The following is a 15,253-nucleotide window of genomic DNA, read 5'->3' as shown; positions in this document are numbered from 1 at the left end:
TCTTCAACAACTCTAATAAATTTAGTGCAAGGATGGGATTTTAACCCACGAAATCCTTAGATGACAGTTCTAGGGAATTCGTATTCCTACCATAATTTTTAATTTTTTCAAAAAGCTTACCCCTGCATAAATAGCTCAAACAAATAGGTTTTAATGTAAAAGCTGTGCACTTTTGTAGATTTGCTCTTAAAATAAAAGAAATCCTTGATATTCACACCATCCGGCGCAGAGGCTCATGTAACCTATATTCGGCAGGTCGACATTATGAATTAAATATTTTTGCTGATATTGTTTTTAAAACATTCTGCAAATTTGTAATATACTTGAAGCTGGTTAACATATGACTCAAATCTTACGTCCTATATAAGTAACGAACCATTTTTGCAGTAATGTTTAATGTGGAAGAAAATGTGTTTTCCCACAAAAACGCTATCAATAAAAATACTTGGAAAAAATCAAGTTACCTGCCGAAAATAGGATGTAAAAACCTACAGGTTTTTCTATAAAACCTATGTAAGTTTTCAAGTTTTGACATTTCTAAATCTACCAGATGCTCAAATCTCAATCCTCTGTTAGCATATTTAAAAAAGGTTCAAGATATAGATCAGAAACCTGACTACTTCTTATTAAAGTTATAAAAAATATGGGTCAGCTAACGGAAGAAAGTTACGTTATTTGACTCTTCTTCCTCCCAAAGGTACATCGATTTTTTTTGGGGAACTATTGTGAGTAGACCAATCTATGTAATATTCTTCATAGTCTAATAGTTTTAATATCACTCTATTTAAGAGAGTTTTATAAGCTTGTGCATTTATATTCATTTTTTCAAAAGACTCATCATTCCATTTAGCGCTTCCATGTGCTGAAGGATTGCGAGCTTTGATAGCCTTATTTTCTATATCTCCTACTTTAAGGTCTATTTCTTTAAAAAAATATGTAAACCGGTCGCTAACTGACATCTGATTTGAGTTTTTCATTTTATTTGCGATTGCTACTCCAAACTCCTTACTCATAAGTATTTCTTCAATTTTTGATAGCTCTTCACTCAATAACCTTTCAAACTCCTGTTTTTCCATGTACAATCCTTTAATTTTAGATTTAGTACTTTTGAACCAGCTATTCACAATTAATTCGAGTGCACTAGAATAAATAGGTAAATCAATTCCTATTGGAGTGTTTAGAGCAGTCCAATAAAGAAGAAGAGCTTTTTCAAGGTTTAATTCGTCGCGCAGTATCAAGTAATTAGGAATAAGTTTATTGAGTATATTTTCAATATTGAATGCTGTATTCAATTTTAAATATATTGGACTTTCATTTGGTTTTTGACATAAATAGATCAAGTTATCAATGTGAGGTGAAGCTGAGTATTGCTCAAGTATTTCTCCATTAGCCCCATACACGGTATATCCTACATGAATAAGTTGTTTTCCAAAAATAAAACTTATGATTTCACTAATTACTTTTCTTTGTTCTAAATCTGGAATTATCCCATATTCTGTTCTAAATTCAATTCCAATATTTTTCGACCAACTAGGACCAAAATCTGTGTTAACCTTTGATATTAGGAATTTAACATTTCCAGTGTTAATGTACGCAAAATCAAGTGAGCCTTGAGACAATGGCTCATTAAACTTAAAACAGATATCAGATCCATTTGTTGACTTTCTTATCCTTTCATAATTAAGCGTTATCTCTCTATTAGTAAATCTGGGAAATACATGCTGTTCGGGTCCATTTAAATACCAGTCAATTAAGAAAATCGGTTCTGTATTGGATTTCTTTTTAATTTTAACTTCGCCAATTGGGATTATTAAGTTTACTTCTTCTACAAATGAGTTCTTCGTAGATATGCGTTTAACACTTGATATGTAACAGTTTTTTAACTCAATTTCTTGCGATCCTCGGAATCTACTTATATTGGTTGTAAATATCTTTCCCATCTTGTCGGCTACTAATGTTCTCTTATCACTTTTAGAGTCCTCAGTTGCAGTTAATAGAACATTTAGATTATACAAATCATCTCTATATATTTCTACATTTTTTATATTCTCCGGAATGTAACTGCTTGGACAAGTTCCATCTATTTTCAAGTCATCTATTTTCAAGTCATCTATTTTCAGGTTGTCTTGTAAAAGTTCCCATTCATAATTCTTTATATATTTTTTCATAAATTAAGAATAACTTTTACGTATTTAATTAGTGCTAATTCTGTTCTGTGTAGTCTTCGGTAACAAACGATTCTCATAAGCTTACACCGATAAATCTCATATTGTCAATGGATCAATATTTTATGCACAGGTTTTACGGTAAAACCTATGATTTTTTCAGGTTTTGATCATTTCTAACGCGTCAGATGCTCCAAATCTTAAATACTCTGTTAGTAGATTTTGAAAAATTTGAGATTAAGTCATAAACTGGCTCCTGCCAATTCAGGCCCTTAAAAAAATCTGGGTTAGCTATGGGGTAGTCCCCATAATGGATATTTGCGCCCTTCGTCAGATCCCGGAGGGCTGGACCTGGGCCCTTGTTGGTGTGGTTGCAAAATCCGGAAAAAGTGTTTTCCAGAAAGGAACAGCTAAAGCATTTTTCTCGGGATCCCTCCTGTGAACTCGCAAGATATCAGAACCAAAGTTAGTTAAAAGCTGAAGGAAAAAGAAAAGCCTTTCTCGGGCTTTAGACGGGCTTCTGAGCTATTCATGCAGGGGTAATTAGAATAACAGATAAAAAAGAAAAGATTTAAACAGTATGAAAGGACTCTGAAAACTGATACTCTTATCTGAAACATTACCTAAAACATAAATAAAAATCAGGAGATATAGTTTTTAGTTCAGGTGTTGTGAATGTCTTTAGATGTCTGGATTAGCATAATAGTTGGAATCCCTATAGCTATAATTGCAAATCTTTTATCTCCTAAAGTTCAAGGTTGGTTAGATTCGAGACCTAAAAAAAAATCACTTGAAAAACAACAGCATGAAGGACTTAAAACATGGGAAGTCGAAAACAAAAAAGGGGCTTCGGAAGAGATTAAAGAAGTAAAAGATACACTTATCAATGCAGCTATTCTCTATACACCTTTTATATTGCTTATCATAGGTGAAATATTGAATATAATTGAGAACACCGTTTTTGTATTATTATTTATTCTATCTTTCGTCCTGCTTGTTAATCTTATCATACGTTTAACCCAACGTTTTATACAACTTATAAAATATAAGAGAGCAAATGGAAAAGAGGCGCATAAAGAACTTGAAAAAATCAGAAATGAATGTATAAGCGTGGGTATTATTTATTTACCCGTTATACTGCTTTTAGTAGGTATATTATTGGATATATATGAGAACAATATTTTCATATTATTATTTTTACTGTCTTGCTATCCGTCTATTAATCTTATAATACGTTCTGTCCTACGTTATATCCAACATTTGCGTAGCTATAAAAGAGAAATTGATATTTTAGGGGTAAACAAAAAAGAGGCTTCGGAAGAGATTGAAAAAGTAAAAGGTACACTTATCAATGCAGCTATTCTCTATGCACCCTTTATATTGCTCATAATAGGTGGAATATTAAATATAGTTCAGAACACCATCTTTGTATTATTATTTTTACTATCTTGCGCCCCGCCCATTAATCTGATCACACGTTTAATCCAACGGTTTATACAACTTTTGAAATATAAGAGAGTAAACAAAAAAGAGGCGCAGGAAGAACTTGAAAAAATAAAAAGTGAATATATAAGCGTAGGTATTATTTATTTACCCTTTATATTGCTTTTAGTAGCTGTACTATTGGACATAAACAACGAGATCTATGTGTTATTATTTTTCCTGTCTTTTTCCATATCTGTTTACTCAATCATACGTTCTACTCTACGTTATATCCAACTTTTAGAGGCCAGTGCATCTAAATTACGGTAAAATTTACTCCAAGCAAAAAACCATTAGTTATAATATTAACGTCAAGACCACTGTTGGATAGTTTTCTTGAATTTTTTTTCTCTTTTTTGTTCTGCAAGTTCGGGCCTTCTATGGACCCTTTGAAAAACTATTAAGTCTCTTTTCTTTTTTTGCTGTGTCCGACTCCCCATAGATAAGGACAAAAATTAAACCTTGGTTCCTGAAAATCTTGAATACTATATAAAGCAGAAAGTTTTTAATAATCTTCTGTCCTATATGTTTGTAAAATAGGACAAATTTGACGGTACTTAAGTGGAAAAGAATGTAGTCAAATCTACGACTTGAAGAAACAAACACTATTGTGCTGAGGTAACATGCTTCAAAAAAGAACTCGCTACACAACCGGAGAAAAAGCTCTTCTCCTTGAAGAATGGGCTAAACTCCAAGAAGTAATAGATAACCTTGAAGATGAAGTCATGCTAAAGCTTGCAATTTCCACAGGAATCCGCAGAGAAGACTTAGGCTACAGTGCCAAACACAATTCAGGAATCAGAATTTCAGATATTACTGAGTTATCAGACGGCACCGGAAAGATGCAGTTCTTTGAACACAAGAAAAACAGAATTCACGAAGTTCCTCTCTCTAAAGAGATGATGAGACTTATCAAACTTCTTGTAAATTCTCGCGATAAAAAAGAAAAGTTCTTGATTACGTATTCTGGGAGAACTTGCCATAGAAGACTACAAGAATATTGTAGGAAGGCAGGCCTTGAAGAAAGACCGTTCCACGCTTTGAGAGCCACTTGTATTAAGCTCTGTCAGAAAGCTGATTGGAGAGTTGAAGAGGTGGCTAAGTTGACAGGGGATACTATTGCAGTTATTCAAGAGCATTATAGTACGCCTACACCTGGGGAAATGCAGGATGCAATAAGGAAGAAGGCGATAATATGAGTATAGAACTGAAAGCCGAGGATGAAGATATTTTAAAACAGAAACTCTATACAATTGCTTATAGGTATTATACGCAGATATACAAAAAAGCGACTTAACATGAAATAACCTTAAGTTTTAAAGGAAAACTGAAGGATTATTTTAACAACAAACTAAAACCCAGAAACTAACAGAAATAGGTATCATAAACGGTATCTGGGTATCTCTTCCTACTCTTTTTAACAAAAAAAGTACAATTACAATAACAGAAGAAATAAACATAATCCATATAATTAAAACAGGGTCCGGAAATAATAACGAAATCAAAATCAAACTTTTTGCATCCCCTCCCCCAAAACATCCTTTTTTAAACGCAAAAAAAATAATCAGGAAAATCAAACCCACTGTAATAACATACCTGACAGAAATCAACTGCACTATAAAAGGAACACTAATAACAAACATCAAAAAACAGGATCTGTTACTTACTCTTCTGTATCTCAAATCCGTATAACAGGCCAGAACCAAAAACAGAGAAATAAGAATTATTCTCATCATAACTTTTCAATTCCTATTAGGCTCCCTTCTGGATTTTTATAGTTATACTCTATCATTACCTGGACTTTGTCCCCAGGCTCTAACACTGTCTCATTCTCTGCAGGGTATAACCATAACTCCCCCTCATCTCCTTCTAACACCAAAACGTTTTCATCAGATCCAAAATACGAACCATTTACAGACTCCTTATAATCATACTCATAAATTTCAGTCTCCCCATGAACCGCAAACATCAGGATAACCAGTATCCCAACTATCCCAAAAATAATCAAAATTATAGGTTTCATATCTGGTCTAAAGCAGAGCTTAATATCATTTTTGTAAGCGTAGTCATATCAGTATCATACTTTTTTGCCTTCGATCCCAGCCGAGTCTTCAGCCCCTTCGGGACACGCATACTCAGCACCTCCAGATTCTCTTTTTTATCTCCCATCCAATTACCTCCAGGGCTTCCCTCGCGGGCCGTCCTATCAATACAACAATACAACATATAAACAAACGTTGATATATATCCTTCGTTCATACACTTACTATTTTTAGAAAATATATCTTCGTAATTGTTCAACTATCCACTAACAAACCAATATTATCGATCTATTTGTTCAAAATGACGTATACGTATTAACATATCAATATACAATGATATGTTTGTATATGTCGATCTGTTCGAAATAATGCAAACATATAAATATATCAACATATAATGATTTATTTGTAAAAAATCGGTCAATTTTAGACCGGGGTTGGTTGTGGTAGATTGAGTTTAAAGAATTTAAGACGTCTTGGTAAAGTTGGTGCCCTGCTTTGTGGGGGGCTTATCGCAGCTACTGTAAAAGACAGTGAGAAAGCCGGGAAGATAGTAGGAAAGATGGAAAAAGAGAAAAGCCTCATGACAGATGAAAAAGCCATCGGACTTGTAGATGGTTCCATCTCCCTTGTAATTGGGGCCGTGGTCATGGGCGTAGGCATGATGATCCTTTCCCAGGTCTTCCCTAATATCATCGGAACCGACGACACGGCAAATGAATCCATAGCCGCCATGAAGTCTACAACCTGGGGAGCTATGAACCTCCTTCCCATCGGGTTGACTGTCTTCGCGGCTGTGGTCATAATCGGCATCGTGATGTATCTTAGACAGTAAGGAGGGAGCCCCACGCTCTCCTCACTGTATATTTTTTTCGGTATAATCTCATTGGTTCTACTCTTTCTGGCGCTGTATGATTGGAGCGTTACGAAAGCAAAGGTCGCGGGGTTTCCCGCTTTATGCTCAGTGATCACAAATCTAATGATGTTCGGTTTTTCCTTCCGGGTGGTCACATTTGACAGCGGTTTAGAACTCTCTGCACTACAGGGTTGGGAATCATTAGCATTAGGTTGTTTCTGGTTTCTCCTTGCAGTAGTCGGAATAATACTAACATTAGTTATTTATCTAAAAAGTCCGGAGGAACTCGGAATATGAACGATCAAGTACAGGGGGGTGAATCTCAGGGATATATCCCTCAAAATATCCCAACAGGACCACAGCGTCTATACAACGATCAGATAGACTTCATAAAAGAACTACTGAACAAAGACGAACTAAAAACCCAGGTTTCGAAAGATCTTCACCTTCATTTCTCATCTTTCGTTAAAAACATGGCAGTCGCAAACTTTACAGAAACAGACATCAAAATGATGATGCTCAGGTTCGATGATTTCAAAACAGCATACTTAATGAGACTGCCCCCAGGGGCATATACCTGGGATCTGGAATATCAATTCACAGCCCTAAGAAACGTCCTATGTGCCGAGCTTACAAGGGGAAGAGACGGGTTTGAAAGAAAGCTCATGGCAACATCAATCAACCAGACATACATGCAGAGCGACTTCAGAAACAACATGCCTCTAAACAGTTCAGGCGGAATGATGAACCGGTTTAGAAAGTTCTTCAGCAGGTGATTTTTATGAATCTTATAGCGCTTCTTTCTCTCTTCATATTCGGCCTTATGATTTTCGGGTCAATAGCAATCTATGTAATAATTACAGCCCCTGTAGCCCTCCCGTACATTCAGGCAAAGCTCAGTAAAGGTATGGTTATCATTCTCCAAACTCAGTCAGGAAAACGCGAAATAATCGCAACAAACCGCCATTTCAAAAACAAAAAATACGGGTCATTCCTGCCGACTGAAGACTCTACTTTCCTCATTAATGGCGTTCCGGTAGCACTCGGACATGTAGACATATCAGTAATACCAACAAAAGCAGCAACAGAAGCAGCGCAGAAACTCGAAGAAGCTGACGCAGAAGTATACACTACCCTGGAAGACTCTGCAGAAGCCGCATTAACTGCCGGAATCATTGACAAATACGACGCAAGAGCCCTTTATAGGTACTCTGCAAACGTAACCCCTAATTACGTCAACAGCCGGATAGAACACAAAGTAGCCGAAATCCTTGCCAGTAACAGAAACGACATCGGTAAACTGTTCAATTACGCTATCATTTTCATGATGATTATGATCGCCGCAGGCGTAGCCTACAGCATGACCCAGGGAGGCGGGGTTTCCTCTGTAGCAGAATCAGTTCAGGCTTCTGTTTCAAGCATGCAAATCTAAGGGGGATCTATAAAAATGGGGTATGGCGACGACAATTATAAACAGCAAAGTGCGGGCTTCAAAGGTCTTGAAAGATTTGACATAACGGTCCGAGTAATCGAAACTATAGATTTGATGGGGGACCTTTTCACAGCCCTTAGATTTCATGGGATTAACTCGGACTCCAAAACAATTTGGGAGCAGTTTATAAACACTTTCTTTAAAGTTTTTCATATAACTGCGGGGATGCTCTCCAAAAATGACCTGCCCCTCATAACTCATGTAGAAGAATCATTCTCTGAAGATCTGGTCCTCACTCCTGAAACATCAAGTAAATTCCTGGCACTCTTCGAGGAATATCTTGCAGCAATGAAAACAGCCGGGATATACGATCCTGCAATAATCAGAAACTTCTATAATCCCGCTACAGCCTGGGAGAGGTCGGTATAATGTCATGGGCTGCACGGCTGCAGGCATCAGAGCAGCAGCAGGAAAAAAAAGAAAAAGAGGAAATGCACTTCCTAAAAACAACCGTTAAAAACATAAAAAGACACTGTAAAGCCCTTAACCAAGATTGGGTCATTTTCGTAACCGGTACTGAAGGCTCAGGAAAAAGTACTCTATCCTCTCATGTATGTTCTCTACTAGACCCTGATTTTTCCATAGATGAGTCTATGATATACTCATTCAGAGATGGACCTCATAGTTTCCTCAAATTTTATACAAAATTTCAGGACACTCCTTTCAAAGTAGCCTGGTACGACGAAGCCGTAACGGTCCTTTTCTCTCAAAGGCACTCCTCAAAAAACAGCGCAGACGCACAAGAAATTTTCAAAATCAAAAGGGCTTCAAATCACTTTGATGTCCTGGTATCTCCCTCATTTTGGGACGTGGTCCCGGATATCCGGGAACGTCGCGTTAAATCACTTCTGTATACTTTCACAGAAGTGTATCACCCATACGATAACAAAGTAGAATATAAGCACTTTTATGCCTATTTCAGCGGAGACAAAATAATAAAACTCAGCCTGAACAGAAAAGCAAAATTCGCATTCAGAAGCCCTAAAGAGCTTTTCAAAATAGTTAAGCCAGACTTCATAGAAGAATTCCCAGCAATGGAAAAATCAATAGAATCTGACTACATCGACGCTAAAAGGGCTAACAGAGAATCAGTACTTGAACGTATTGCAGGAGTGAAAGAAAAAGACGGAATAAACAAGCTCCTCGGGGTAAACCTGGATTTCTCCGAGCTAAAAACTCAGCTTGAAGAAAAATTGGAGGCTGAATAAATGGCAGCCTATAACTGGATTGTAATTTTGCTCTGTATGGGCTTCTTTGGCCTCCTCTATGCCTGCACATATGACGTAGTTGCAGCCCTCTACGCCTCAGCATACACAGGGACAGACGACGCAGCCCTTGCAGTAAGAATTCTTTGGACTTGCTGGAAATATTCCCCTCTGGGCTGTCTAGGTGCCTGCTGCCTGTACGGATACCTCAACAGTCAGAAACAAGGGAGTGGTTTCTGATGAAACTATTTTCCTACTTCCTTGTTTTCTGTCTGATGCTCATCTCAATTCATGGAGCAAATGCAACCTCTGTTTCATCTATGGAAGTAGCAAACTATGATTTCGAAAGTTGGGCCAGCTCCTCAAATGCAAACTCTTGGGGTGAAGCAGGGACAGTATCCCAATACTCAGCAAACCCTCACGGTGGGACTTATGCGGCTGAATTAGCTGGCGGTTCTTCAAGTTATGTCACGCAGGCTGTTTATGATGTCCATGAAGGAGATTCAGTAAACTATACCCTTTGGTGGAACGAAATAACTAACACTGTCTGTACAGGGCAGCTCAATATTATATTCCGTAACTCCTCGGGGGTGGAAATATCCACATCTTCAGTAACACTCGATACAGGTCTTGCAGCCGGAAACTGGAAACAATTTTCAGGGTCATTCATAGCTCCAGCAGGCACTGATAGGATTTCTATACAAGTGGTTAATATAGGCGCACTGAGCTCTTATCACGGTGCAGTAGACGACGTTCTTATCTGGGTCGATAACAAACCCATCTCGTCAGACTCTGAAACATTCGATTACGGGGTAGCAGTATCGGAATTTTCGTATACTCCTTCCAATACTGCTTATTTTCTGCGGGCAGAATTTGATAATATCGACTGGTCCGGATACTCAGATAACGACTCAGCAACAGCAACAATAAACAGTGTAAGCGAATCAGTATCAGACTCTGAAGGCATAATTACTTTTAGTTACACCTTTACGGCATCTACAGCTTACGATATCGAAATATCAAAACTCATTAACAACGGCCCTGAAGTAATTTCACCGGTAAACGGGGAATCAATACCAATAGAAGAACCTTTCAACACTGTAAATTTTGAATGGGAAAACATCAGTTCTAATTATATTTTCCAATTCGGGACAGATTCAAATTTTGACTCCCTTTGGTACAACATTTCTCAATCAGAAACAACTCAGGAGCTCAGTCTAAACCCTGGTACTTACTACTGGCGTGTTCTGGTATGGGATTCAGATCTGAGTACATGGGGAGCAACCCCGGTATCATTCACGATAGAGGAAGCTACTCCAACACCGGGATATGTTGGAATTTTCGTAAAAAATGAGGACACATTAGTAAATCTGACTTCATTCTCCGTGATACTTCAAAATGACACTAACAGCTATTCAAAATCAACCTCTTCAGGGGTTATAAGCTTCAACTCTTCTGAGGTCCTGACAGGGGAATACATAGCAACAATTAGTTCAAGCGGTTATTCCCCTCGAACTCTTGTAATAGATAGCCCGGATATCATCACAGCTTATCTTTCTTCTAATACCTCAACTTCTCTGATCTCCTTCAGCTTGATTGATTATACTAATCAATTCAGCTATCTGGAAACTCGGCTAAAAATAACAAAACCAGATACAGGAGACGGAATAACAATATCAGATAGTTATTTCGATGCATCAGGATCTAACAAGGTCTATCTCACTACTGATACAAGTTACTCCCTCGAACTAATCTCCTCAACTGGTTATACTCGGGGGGTAGGGTCCTATACACCAGTACAGGATGAAACAGTAAGCCTGATAGCCGGGGATGTCGAACTGATCCCGGCTTCGGACACTTACGGGGGATTCAATTACACATTCACCAAAACTAATGAAAGTATAACCTTGAACTGGTTCGCTCCTGCGGGTTCTCTTACTGAACCTTTCAGCTACACAATATATGACGATAATTCGAGTGTAGTCTACTCTCTGTCCTCTTCTGCTCCTGCAGGATCTGCAACATATTACTATGCAGACCCCTCAAAACAGTATAAAATAGTAATCGAAGCAGAAACCACAGGAGGCACTTTAAGACATACTGAATATGTCAGAGGGGAAAACAGTATCATAGACCTCGGAATTTCAGACAAATGGTCTAACATGATAAGTGTTTTTATCCTGTTTACAATAGGCTTACTATTCGGGGCAAAATCTGCCAGTGCAGGCGCATTCATAACAGCAATATTTGCCGGGGGGTTGTATGCTGTCGGAATGCTCCACATTGGAATACTAATTCTCTCAATGATAGTAGTGCTTGGATTGATAGCGATTTTACGGGGGCGGTATTCATGAAAATATACTCAATTGCCCTATTCTTAATCTTTGTCAATCTGTCAGTAGCGTTTTTTGTAGCTGCTGATATTTTGCCCGTAGAAATAGCAACAGTCCCAATGTCAGTTGAAGATTTTGAATCAATGGCTCCTGCTGACCTGTCTTACAGTAACGCGGATATTGCTATGTATATCTATGGAGATTTTCCCAGGGCTATAGGCATGTTAGCAAAAATTTTGATACTGGCCCCTATAACCCTAATCCTCCTACTCGGAGAGGTCGGTATGCCCGAAGTCCTAACGGGTATTTTCGCAATAGGGGTATACATCGTATACGCGGTGGGAATACTGCAGTTCTTAGGAAAGTGGAGCCTGGAGGGTAATTCATGACCTATAACGAGACTTTCATAGCTCCTTTCATAAACGGGGAAGATTTCGATTTCCTCGGGCTCTGCGTAGCCCCATTTGTTAACATCATGGGTAACTACTTCTGGGTCCTGTTCGGGATCATCCCCGTTTTCATGATGTACCTGAAATCTCAGGACATAGCTATCCCATTGATCAGCGGAATTCTGTTTACTGCAGCCTTCGGGGTAGCTTTCCCGGAAACACTCGGAGTAGCTATCTTAATGCTGCTGGCAACAGCCACAGGATCGATGTTATTCATGACATTCAAGGGGGGTAATTCTTGATCTGGGTCTGGATAATGGTGATAATAGGGCTTCTTTCAACCCTATTAACTTATTTCGTATTGACTGAGCCCATAATGGGTTTTCTGGATATCATGGTCTCATGGGGGGCCCCAGAATGGGCTATATCAACCCTAACACGAAGCTACCATACAGGATTCATAATTCTAGGTGTGGGAATAATCGTTTACGGTCTCCTTCACTCAACGAAGGACGAACCAGATACGTATAAATTTTAAAAGGAGTGGGAAGGATGAATATAATAAACATAGTTAAGAAACGTTTTACTGGTCTTCTTTGTGGGCTAGTTCTTTGTACTGTAATTTTTGCTTTAGCTTGCCCTGTAAGTTCAGCAGCAGAAAGCAAAGTAAAGAGTAATGAAGATCTTGCAGGCGAACGCCTTATAGAACTTCAAACAAAAGGTACGTCTAACATCGAAAAAGCAGCGTCAAAAACACAATCAGAAAAAGGATTATATAAATACAAAATCGAAGACCTTAATGAGGAAATTGAAGTCTCGGCATCTCTTGACTCAAGTACTTTAGTTTGTGGGAAAACCACAACAGGGCAAATAAAAATAAAAGATTTGGGGAAAGATCACAAACTCAGGGATATCAGAATAAGGTACTCTGATCTCTCCGGGCTCCCTGGCGTTTCAGATGGGTATGTCAAAATAACACACTACAACGATGCTGGAATAATTGACGCAGTTTGGCTTCAGGAAATCAAAAATGATAATGGATACGCCTATATTGAAGATGTGCCTTTTTCCGAGGTTGTTATAGGTGGATTTGTTGGAACTTACACAAAATCAGGAACCGTAACATATCCGGATTCTACAATATTTAGCCTTGGCTCTACATTTGATGCTGAAAACGTGAATTTCATTGATGCAACTGTAACCCCCACATACACCAAAGATTCGCCTTATGATATTCCTACTGATGGTTTAGTAGGATGGTGGAGATTCGATGAAGATTCAGGAACTCTCGTACAGGACTATTCCGGAAATGGTAATGACGGTACTGCAAGCGGTATGAGTTTTATTGAAGGAAAATATAACAATGCTGGTAGTTTTGATGGTGTTAATGATGTTGTCCAAATAACAGATTCAACTACTACAGTGTTTACAAATAATGTAACGGTGTTAGCAACTATACAGCGCGGGAACACTGGAGCATTTTCAACTATCATAGGAAAAGCAGATGAACTGAAATATTTTAGGATTGAATCAAACAATAACCTGATGGTACAGCTAACTTTTAGCGACGATTCAACAACAGGAGAACTAGAAGATTCTGCATTAGTTATAGCAGATATGGATAAACATTTCGTAGGATATACTTTTTCTAGTGATACAGGGGAGGTCCGGTTTTATGTCGATGGTCTACTTAAAAAAACATATTTCGGGTTCACTGGTAAACAAATCAAAGATAGTATTTCCTCTATATCAATAGGTGCTACAGGGGTGAGTTCGACCCCCTTCAATGGTACTATCGATAACGTAATGATATATAATAAAACGCTTTCGGACAATGAAATAAAACAAATATATTACGACAATATAAAAGATCTCCAACTAAAAACAAATTCAGGAAGTACTTACAGCAATCAAATAGATGAATCGGGGGAAGTCTCGATCCCTTACGATTCAGAAGACAATGATATATCTTCTCTCTCGGCTTACGTTCCTGATTCTGTAAATATTGGAGGAGTAACAGTAAATGACTATACGGATACTGTGACACCTTTTAATATTTCTGCTGAAGTTGGTTATACTGAAAACACAACTGAAATAGATGAAGTACTAACAGACAACACTTACGAAATTTATATAAGGTTTGTACCCGGGAATGATTACTCAAGTGGTGAAGTTTCGTATACAGCAGAAGCAAACGATATCTTAAGCTCAAGTTTGTTAAGCTATGAACTCAACACAAATGATGAAAATGCTGTTTTAAGTTACAATTCAGGTACAAGAACCTTTACAGTTACTTCAAGTTTCATAGAAGGGCAGACATACAATTACAAAATAACCTGTACAAACACAGGTACGGTAATCCCATATCTTCCATCTATAGATGGGTTTGGAGACCCCAGAATTGAAGTCTATGAAGCTGAAGGAAACGATAGCTATCTTATTGCTGCATCATACAACGCAATTCCAAGGTCAGATATAAGTGTAGTTTCAGGATTTGGCAGTTCTATAGTTTTGGTATCTGTAGGGTTTACAATCCTTGCAGCAGCGGCAATAATTGGGATTCTCAGGAGGGTCATTTAATGGAGCTAAAAGACGCAGCAATCACAATTGTACTTGCTGCAATTGTTTTAAGTGTAGGGGCAATAACAGTTTTTGGGTTGGATAACAGCGACACAAAACCGGAATACGTGACAGGACTTGCAGTTTTCGTTAACGATGATGGCACAGAAGCAACACATGTAAGGGGAGCAATATACAACGAAGCCGGGTACATGGTTGCAACAACACCGGAATATGAAATCGTTGGGGATAGCTGGAATATTATGTATTTTAATCGTGCTCAAAGAATCAGTACGTCTGATAGCTCTTACATCCTTGCTATCCAGGGAGACGGTACAATATCAGTTCCAACGACAGGAGAAGATTATATTTTCGAAGAAGCAACATACGGAACTTTTCCGGGAAGCCTTGAAGATATATCCTGCGCAGATGATCTTTCAATATATGCACTCTACCAGTGAGGGGGGAAATTTTCATGAAAATAGACACTCAAAAAATATCTGAAACACTGTTTAAAACCTTCACAAATCCGGTATTCATAACCGCTCTTCTCGGTATGAATGTCGTTAGTATTTTCTACGGGTTAGCAATGGTTCTACACTCTCTTATTTATATCCCGTTCCTCGGGATTAATTTTATTTCTGCGTTCCTGTATGCTACATCTCGCTTTCAGATCTCCAAAACATCTCCCTCTATCCATAAGGCGGTGAACTGATGGCTTCAATCTCCA

At 38.1% G+C, this 15,253-nt stretch carries 20 protein-coding genes; 16 read left to right on the top strand and 4 right to left on the bottom strand.

Annotated elements, in window-relative coordinates:
* Positions 1-671: 671 nt before the first annotated feature.
* Positions 672-2,168, bottom strand: coding sequence for a hypothetical protein (locus MA_RS13540; protein ID WP_011022565.1), 1,497 nt, complete (start codon positions 2,166-2,168; stop codon positions 672-674).
* 307 nt (positions 2,169-2,475) lie between these two features.
* Here MA_RS13540 and MA_RS29430 point away from each other — a divergent pair, with 307 nt between their 5' ends.
* From MA_RS29430 to MA_RS13530, 3 genes are all read left to right on the top strand, one after another.
* Positions 2,476-2,607 carry a hypothetical protein gene (locus MA_RS29430; RefSeq protein ID WP_282678812.1) on the top strand — a complete coding sequence of 44 codons (132 nt, stop codon included), beginning with the start codon at positions 2,476-2,478 and terminating at the stop codon, positions 2,605-2,607.
* 233 nt (positions 2,608-2,840) lie between these two features.
* Complete coding sequence (locus MA_RS13535; protein WP_011022564.1) at positions 2,841-3,917, top strand: hypothetical protein; 1,077 nt, start codon at positions 2,841-2,843, stop codon at positions 3,915-3,917.
* A gap of 353 nt (positions 3,918-4,270) precedes the next feature.
* Entirely contained in the window at positions 4,271-4,846 is a 576-nt protein-coding gene (locus MA_RS13530; protein WP_011022563.1) for a site-specific integrase, read from the top strand.
* Positions 4,847-4,987: 141 nt separating this feature from the next.
* On the opposite strand, the gene MA_RS29815 is transcribed toward MA_RS13530, so the two are convergent.
* From MA_RS29815 to MA_RS27060, 3 genes are read right to left on the bottom strand one after another with little or no spacing between them, the layout of a single operon-like run.
* The gene (locus MA_RS29815) at positions 4,988-5,380 is read right to left on the bottom strand and encodes an A24 family peptidase (protein ID WP_226990875.1); all 393 of its coding nucleotides are present in this window, start codon (positions 5,378-5,380) and stop codon (positions 4,988-4,990) included.
* Entirely contained in the window at positions 5,380-5,670 is a 291-nt protein-coding gene (locus MA_RS13520) for a hypothetical protein (protein ID WP_011022561.1), read from the bottom strand. Before MA_RS13520 ends, MA_RS29815 begins: the two co-directional genes overlap by 1 nt.
* Entirely contained in the window at positions 5,667-5,816 is a 150-nt protein-coding gene (locus tag MA_RS27060) for a hypothetical protein (RefSeq protein ID WP_157860230.1), read from the bottom strand. The genes MA_RS13520 and MA_RS27060 overlap by 4 nt, the downstream gene beginning before the upstream one ends.
* 324 nt (positions 5,817-6,140) lie before the next feature.
* Here MA_RS27060 and MA_RS13515 point away from each other — a divergent pair, with 324 nt between their 5' ends.
* The 13 genes from MA_RS13515 (at position 6,141) to MA_RS13450 (ending at position 15,238) form a co-directional block, all read left to right on the top strand.
* Positions 6,141-6,524 carry a hypothetical protein gene (locus MA_RS13515; protein ID WP_048065451.1) on the top strand — a complete coding sequence of 128 codons (384 nt, stop codon included), beginning with the start codon at positions 6,141-6,143 and terminating at the stop codon, positions 6,522-6,524.
* Positions 6,525-6,838: 314 nt separating this feature from the next.
* Complete coding sequence (locus MA_RS13505; RefSeq protein WP_048065449.1) at positions 6,839-7,321, top strand: hypothetical protein; 483 nt, start codon at positions 6,839-6,841, stop codon at positions 7,319-7,321.
* Between the two features lie 5 nt (positions 7,322-7,326).
* Positions 7,327-7,977, top strand: a complete 651-nt coding sequence (locus MA_RS13500) for a hypothetical protein (RefSeq protein ID WP_048065448.1) — start codon at positions 7,327-7,329, stop codon at positions 7,975-7,977.
* Between the two features lie 15 nt (positions 7,978-7,992).
* A complete protein-coding gene (locus tag MA_RS13495; protein ID WP_011022556.1) occupies positions 7,993-8,406 on the top strand; it encodes a hypothetical protein in 414 nt (137 codons plus the stop codon).
* Positions 8,406-9,245, top strand: a complete 840-nt coding sequence (locus MA_RS13490) for a hypothetical protein (protein WP_011022555.1) — start codon at positions 8,406-8,408, stop codon at positions 9,243-9,245. The genes MA_RS13495 and MA_RS13490 overlap by 1 nt, the downstream gene beginning before the upstream one ends.
* Positions 9,246-9,482, top strand: a complete 237-nt coding sequence (locus tag MA_RS13485) for a hypothetical protein (RefSeq protein ID WP_011022554.1) — start codon at positions 9,246-9,248, stop codon at positions 9,480-9,482.
* A gap of 80 nt (positions 9,483-9,562) precedes the next feature.
* Positions 9,563-11,596 (top strand): hypothetical protein, encoded by a 2,034-nt coding sequence (locus MA_RS13480; protein ID WP_157860229.1) that lies wholly within the window; start codon positions 9,563-9,565, stop codon positions 11,594-11,596.
* The gene (locus MA_RS13475) at positions 11,593-11,964 is read left to right on the top strand and encodes a hypothetical protein (protein ID WP_048065447.1); all 372 of its coding nucleotides are present in this window, start codon (positions 11,593-11,595) and stop codon (positions 11,962-11,964) included. The genes MA_RS13480 and MA_RS13475 overlap by 4 nt, the downstream gene beginning before the upstream one ends.
* The gene (locus tag MA_RS13470) at positions 11,961-12,266 is read left to right on the top strand and encodes a hypothetical protein (RefSeq protein ID WP_011022551.1); all 306 of its coding nucleotides are present in this window, start codon (positions 11,961-11,963) and stop codon (positions 12,264-12,266) included. Before MA_RS13475 ends, MA_RS13470 begins: the two co-directional genes overlap by 4 nt.
* Complete coding sequence (locus MA_RS13465; protein WP_048065446.1) at positions 12,263-12,502, top strand: hypothetical protein; 240 nt, start codon at positions 12,263-12,265, stop codon at positions 12,500-12,502. The genes MA_RS13470 and MA_RS13465 overlap by 4 nt, the downstream gene beginning before the upstream one ends.
* Before the next feature lie 14 nt (positions 12,503-12,516).
* Entirely contained in the window at positions 12,517-14,544 is a 2,028-nt protein-coding gene (locus tag MA_RS13460; RefSeq protein ID WP_048065445.1) for a LamG-like jellyroll fold domain-containing protein, read from the top strand.
* Positions 14,544-14,984, top strand: a complete 441-nt coding sequence (locus MA_RS13455) for a hypothetical protein (RefSeq protein ID WP_011022549.1) — start codon at positions 14,544-14,546, stop codon at positions 14,982-14,984. The genes MA_RS13460 and MA_RS13455 overlap by 1 nt, the downstream gene beginning before the upstream one ends.
* Positions 14,985-14,998: 14 nt before the next feature.
* Positions 14,999-15,238: a hypothetical protein gene (locus MA_RS13450; protein WP_048065444.1), complete on the top strand. Its 240-nt coding sequence runs from the start codon at positions 14,999-15,001 to the stop codon at positions 15,236-15,238.
* Positions 15,239-15,253: the final 15 nt, after the last annotated feature.

It is taken from the genome of Methanosarcina acetivorans C2A, from assembly GCF_000007345.1.
GTDB classification, from domain to species: domain Archaea; phylum Halobacteriota; class Methanosarcinia; order Methanosarcinales; family Methanosarcinaceae; genus Methanosarcina; species Methanosarcina acetivorans.
Note: the sequence above shows the minus strand (reverse complement) of the source record. Positions and strands in the feature narration are given on the sequence as shown.

Bases quoted from the DNA above. Each gene is read 5' to 3' on its own strand.
- MA_RS13540 (WP_011022565.1), bottom strand. From the start codon at position 2,168: ATGAAAAAATATATAAAGAATTATGAATGGGAACTTTTACAAGACAAC.
- MA_RS29430 (WP_282678812.1), top strand. From the start codon at position 2,476: ATGGATATTTGCGCCCTTCGTCAGATCCCGGAGGGCTGGACCTGGGCC.
- MA_RS13535 (WP_011022564.1), top strand. From the start codon at position 2,841: ATGTCTTTAGATGTCTGGATTAGCATAATAGTTGGAATCCCTATAGCT.
- MA_RS13530 (WP_011022563.1), top strand. From the start codon at position 4,271: ATGCTTCAAAAAAGAACTCGCTACACAACCGGAGAAAAAGCTCTTCTC.
- MA_RS29815 (WP_226990875.1), bottom strand. From the start codon at position 5,380: ATGAGAATAATTCTTATTTCTCTGTTTTTGGTTCTGGCCTGTTATACG.
- MA_RS13520 (WP_011022561.1), bottom strand. From the start codon at position 5,670: ATGAAACCTATAATTTTGATTATTTTTGGGATAGTTGGGATACTGGTT.
- MA_RS27060 (WP_157860230.1), bottom strand. From the start codon at position 5,816: ATGGGAGATAAAAAAGAGAATCTGGAGGTGCTGAGTATGCGTGTCCCG.
- MA_RS13505 (WP_048065449.1), top strand. From the start codon at position 6,839: ATGAACGATCAAGTACAGGGGGGTGAATCTCAGGGATATATCCCTCAA.
- MA_RS13500 (WP_048065448.1), top strand. From the start codon at position 7,327: ATGAATCTTATAGCGCTTCTTTCTCTCTTCATATTCGGCCTTATGATT.
- MA_RS13495 (WP_011022556.1), top strand. From the start codon at position 7,993: ATGGGGTATGGCGACGACAATTATAAACAGCAAAGTGCGGGCTTCAAA.
- MA_RS13490 (WP_011022555.1), top strand. From the start codon at position 8,406: ATGTCATGGGCTGCACGGCTGCAGGCATCAGAGCAGCAGCAGGAAAAA.
- MA_RS13485 (WP_011022554.1), top strand. From the start codon at position 9,246: ATGGCAGCCTATAACTGGATTGTAATTTTGCTCTGTATGGGCTTCTTT.
- MA_RS13480 (WP_157860229.1), top strand. From the start codon at position 9,563: ATGGAAGTAGCAAACTATGATTTCGAAAGTTGGGCCAGCTCCTCAAAT.
- MA_RS13475 (WP_048065447.1), top strand. From the start codon at position 11,593: ATGAAAATATACTCAATTGCCCTATTCTTAATCTTTGTCAATCTGTCA.
- MA_RS13470 (WP_011022551.1), top strand. From the start codon at position 11,961: ATGACCTATAACGAGACTTTCATAGCTCCTTTCATAAACGGGGAAGAT.
- MA_RS13460 (WP_048065445.1), top strand. From the start codon at position 12,517: ATGAATATAATAAACATAGTTAAGAAACGTTTTACTGGTCTTCTTTGT.
- MA_RS13455 (WP_011022549.1), top strand. From the start codon at position 14,544: ATGGAGCTAAAAGACGCAGCAATCACAATTGTACTTGCTGCAATTGTT.
- MA_RS13450 (WP_048065444.1), top strand. From the start codon at position 14,999: ATGAAAATAGACACTCAAAAAATATCTGAAACACTGTTTAAAACCTTC.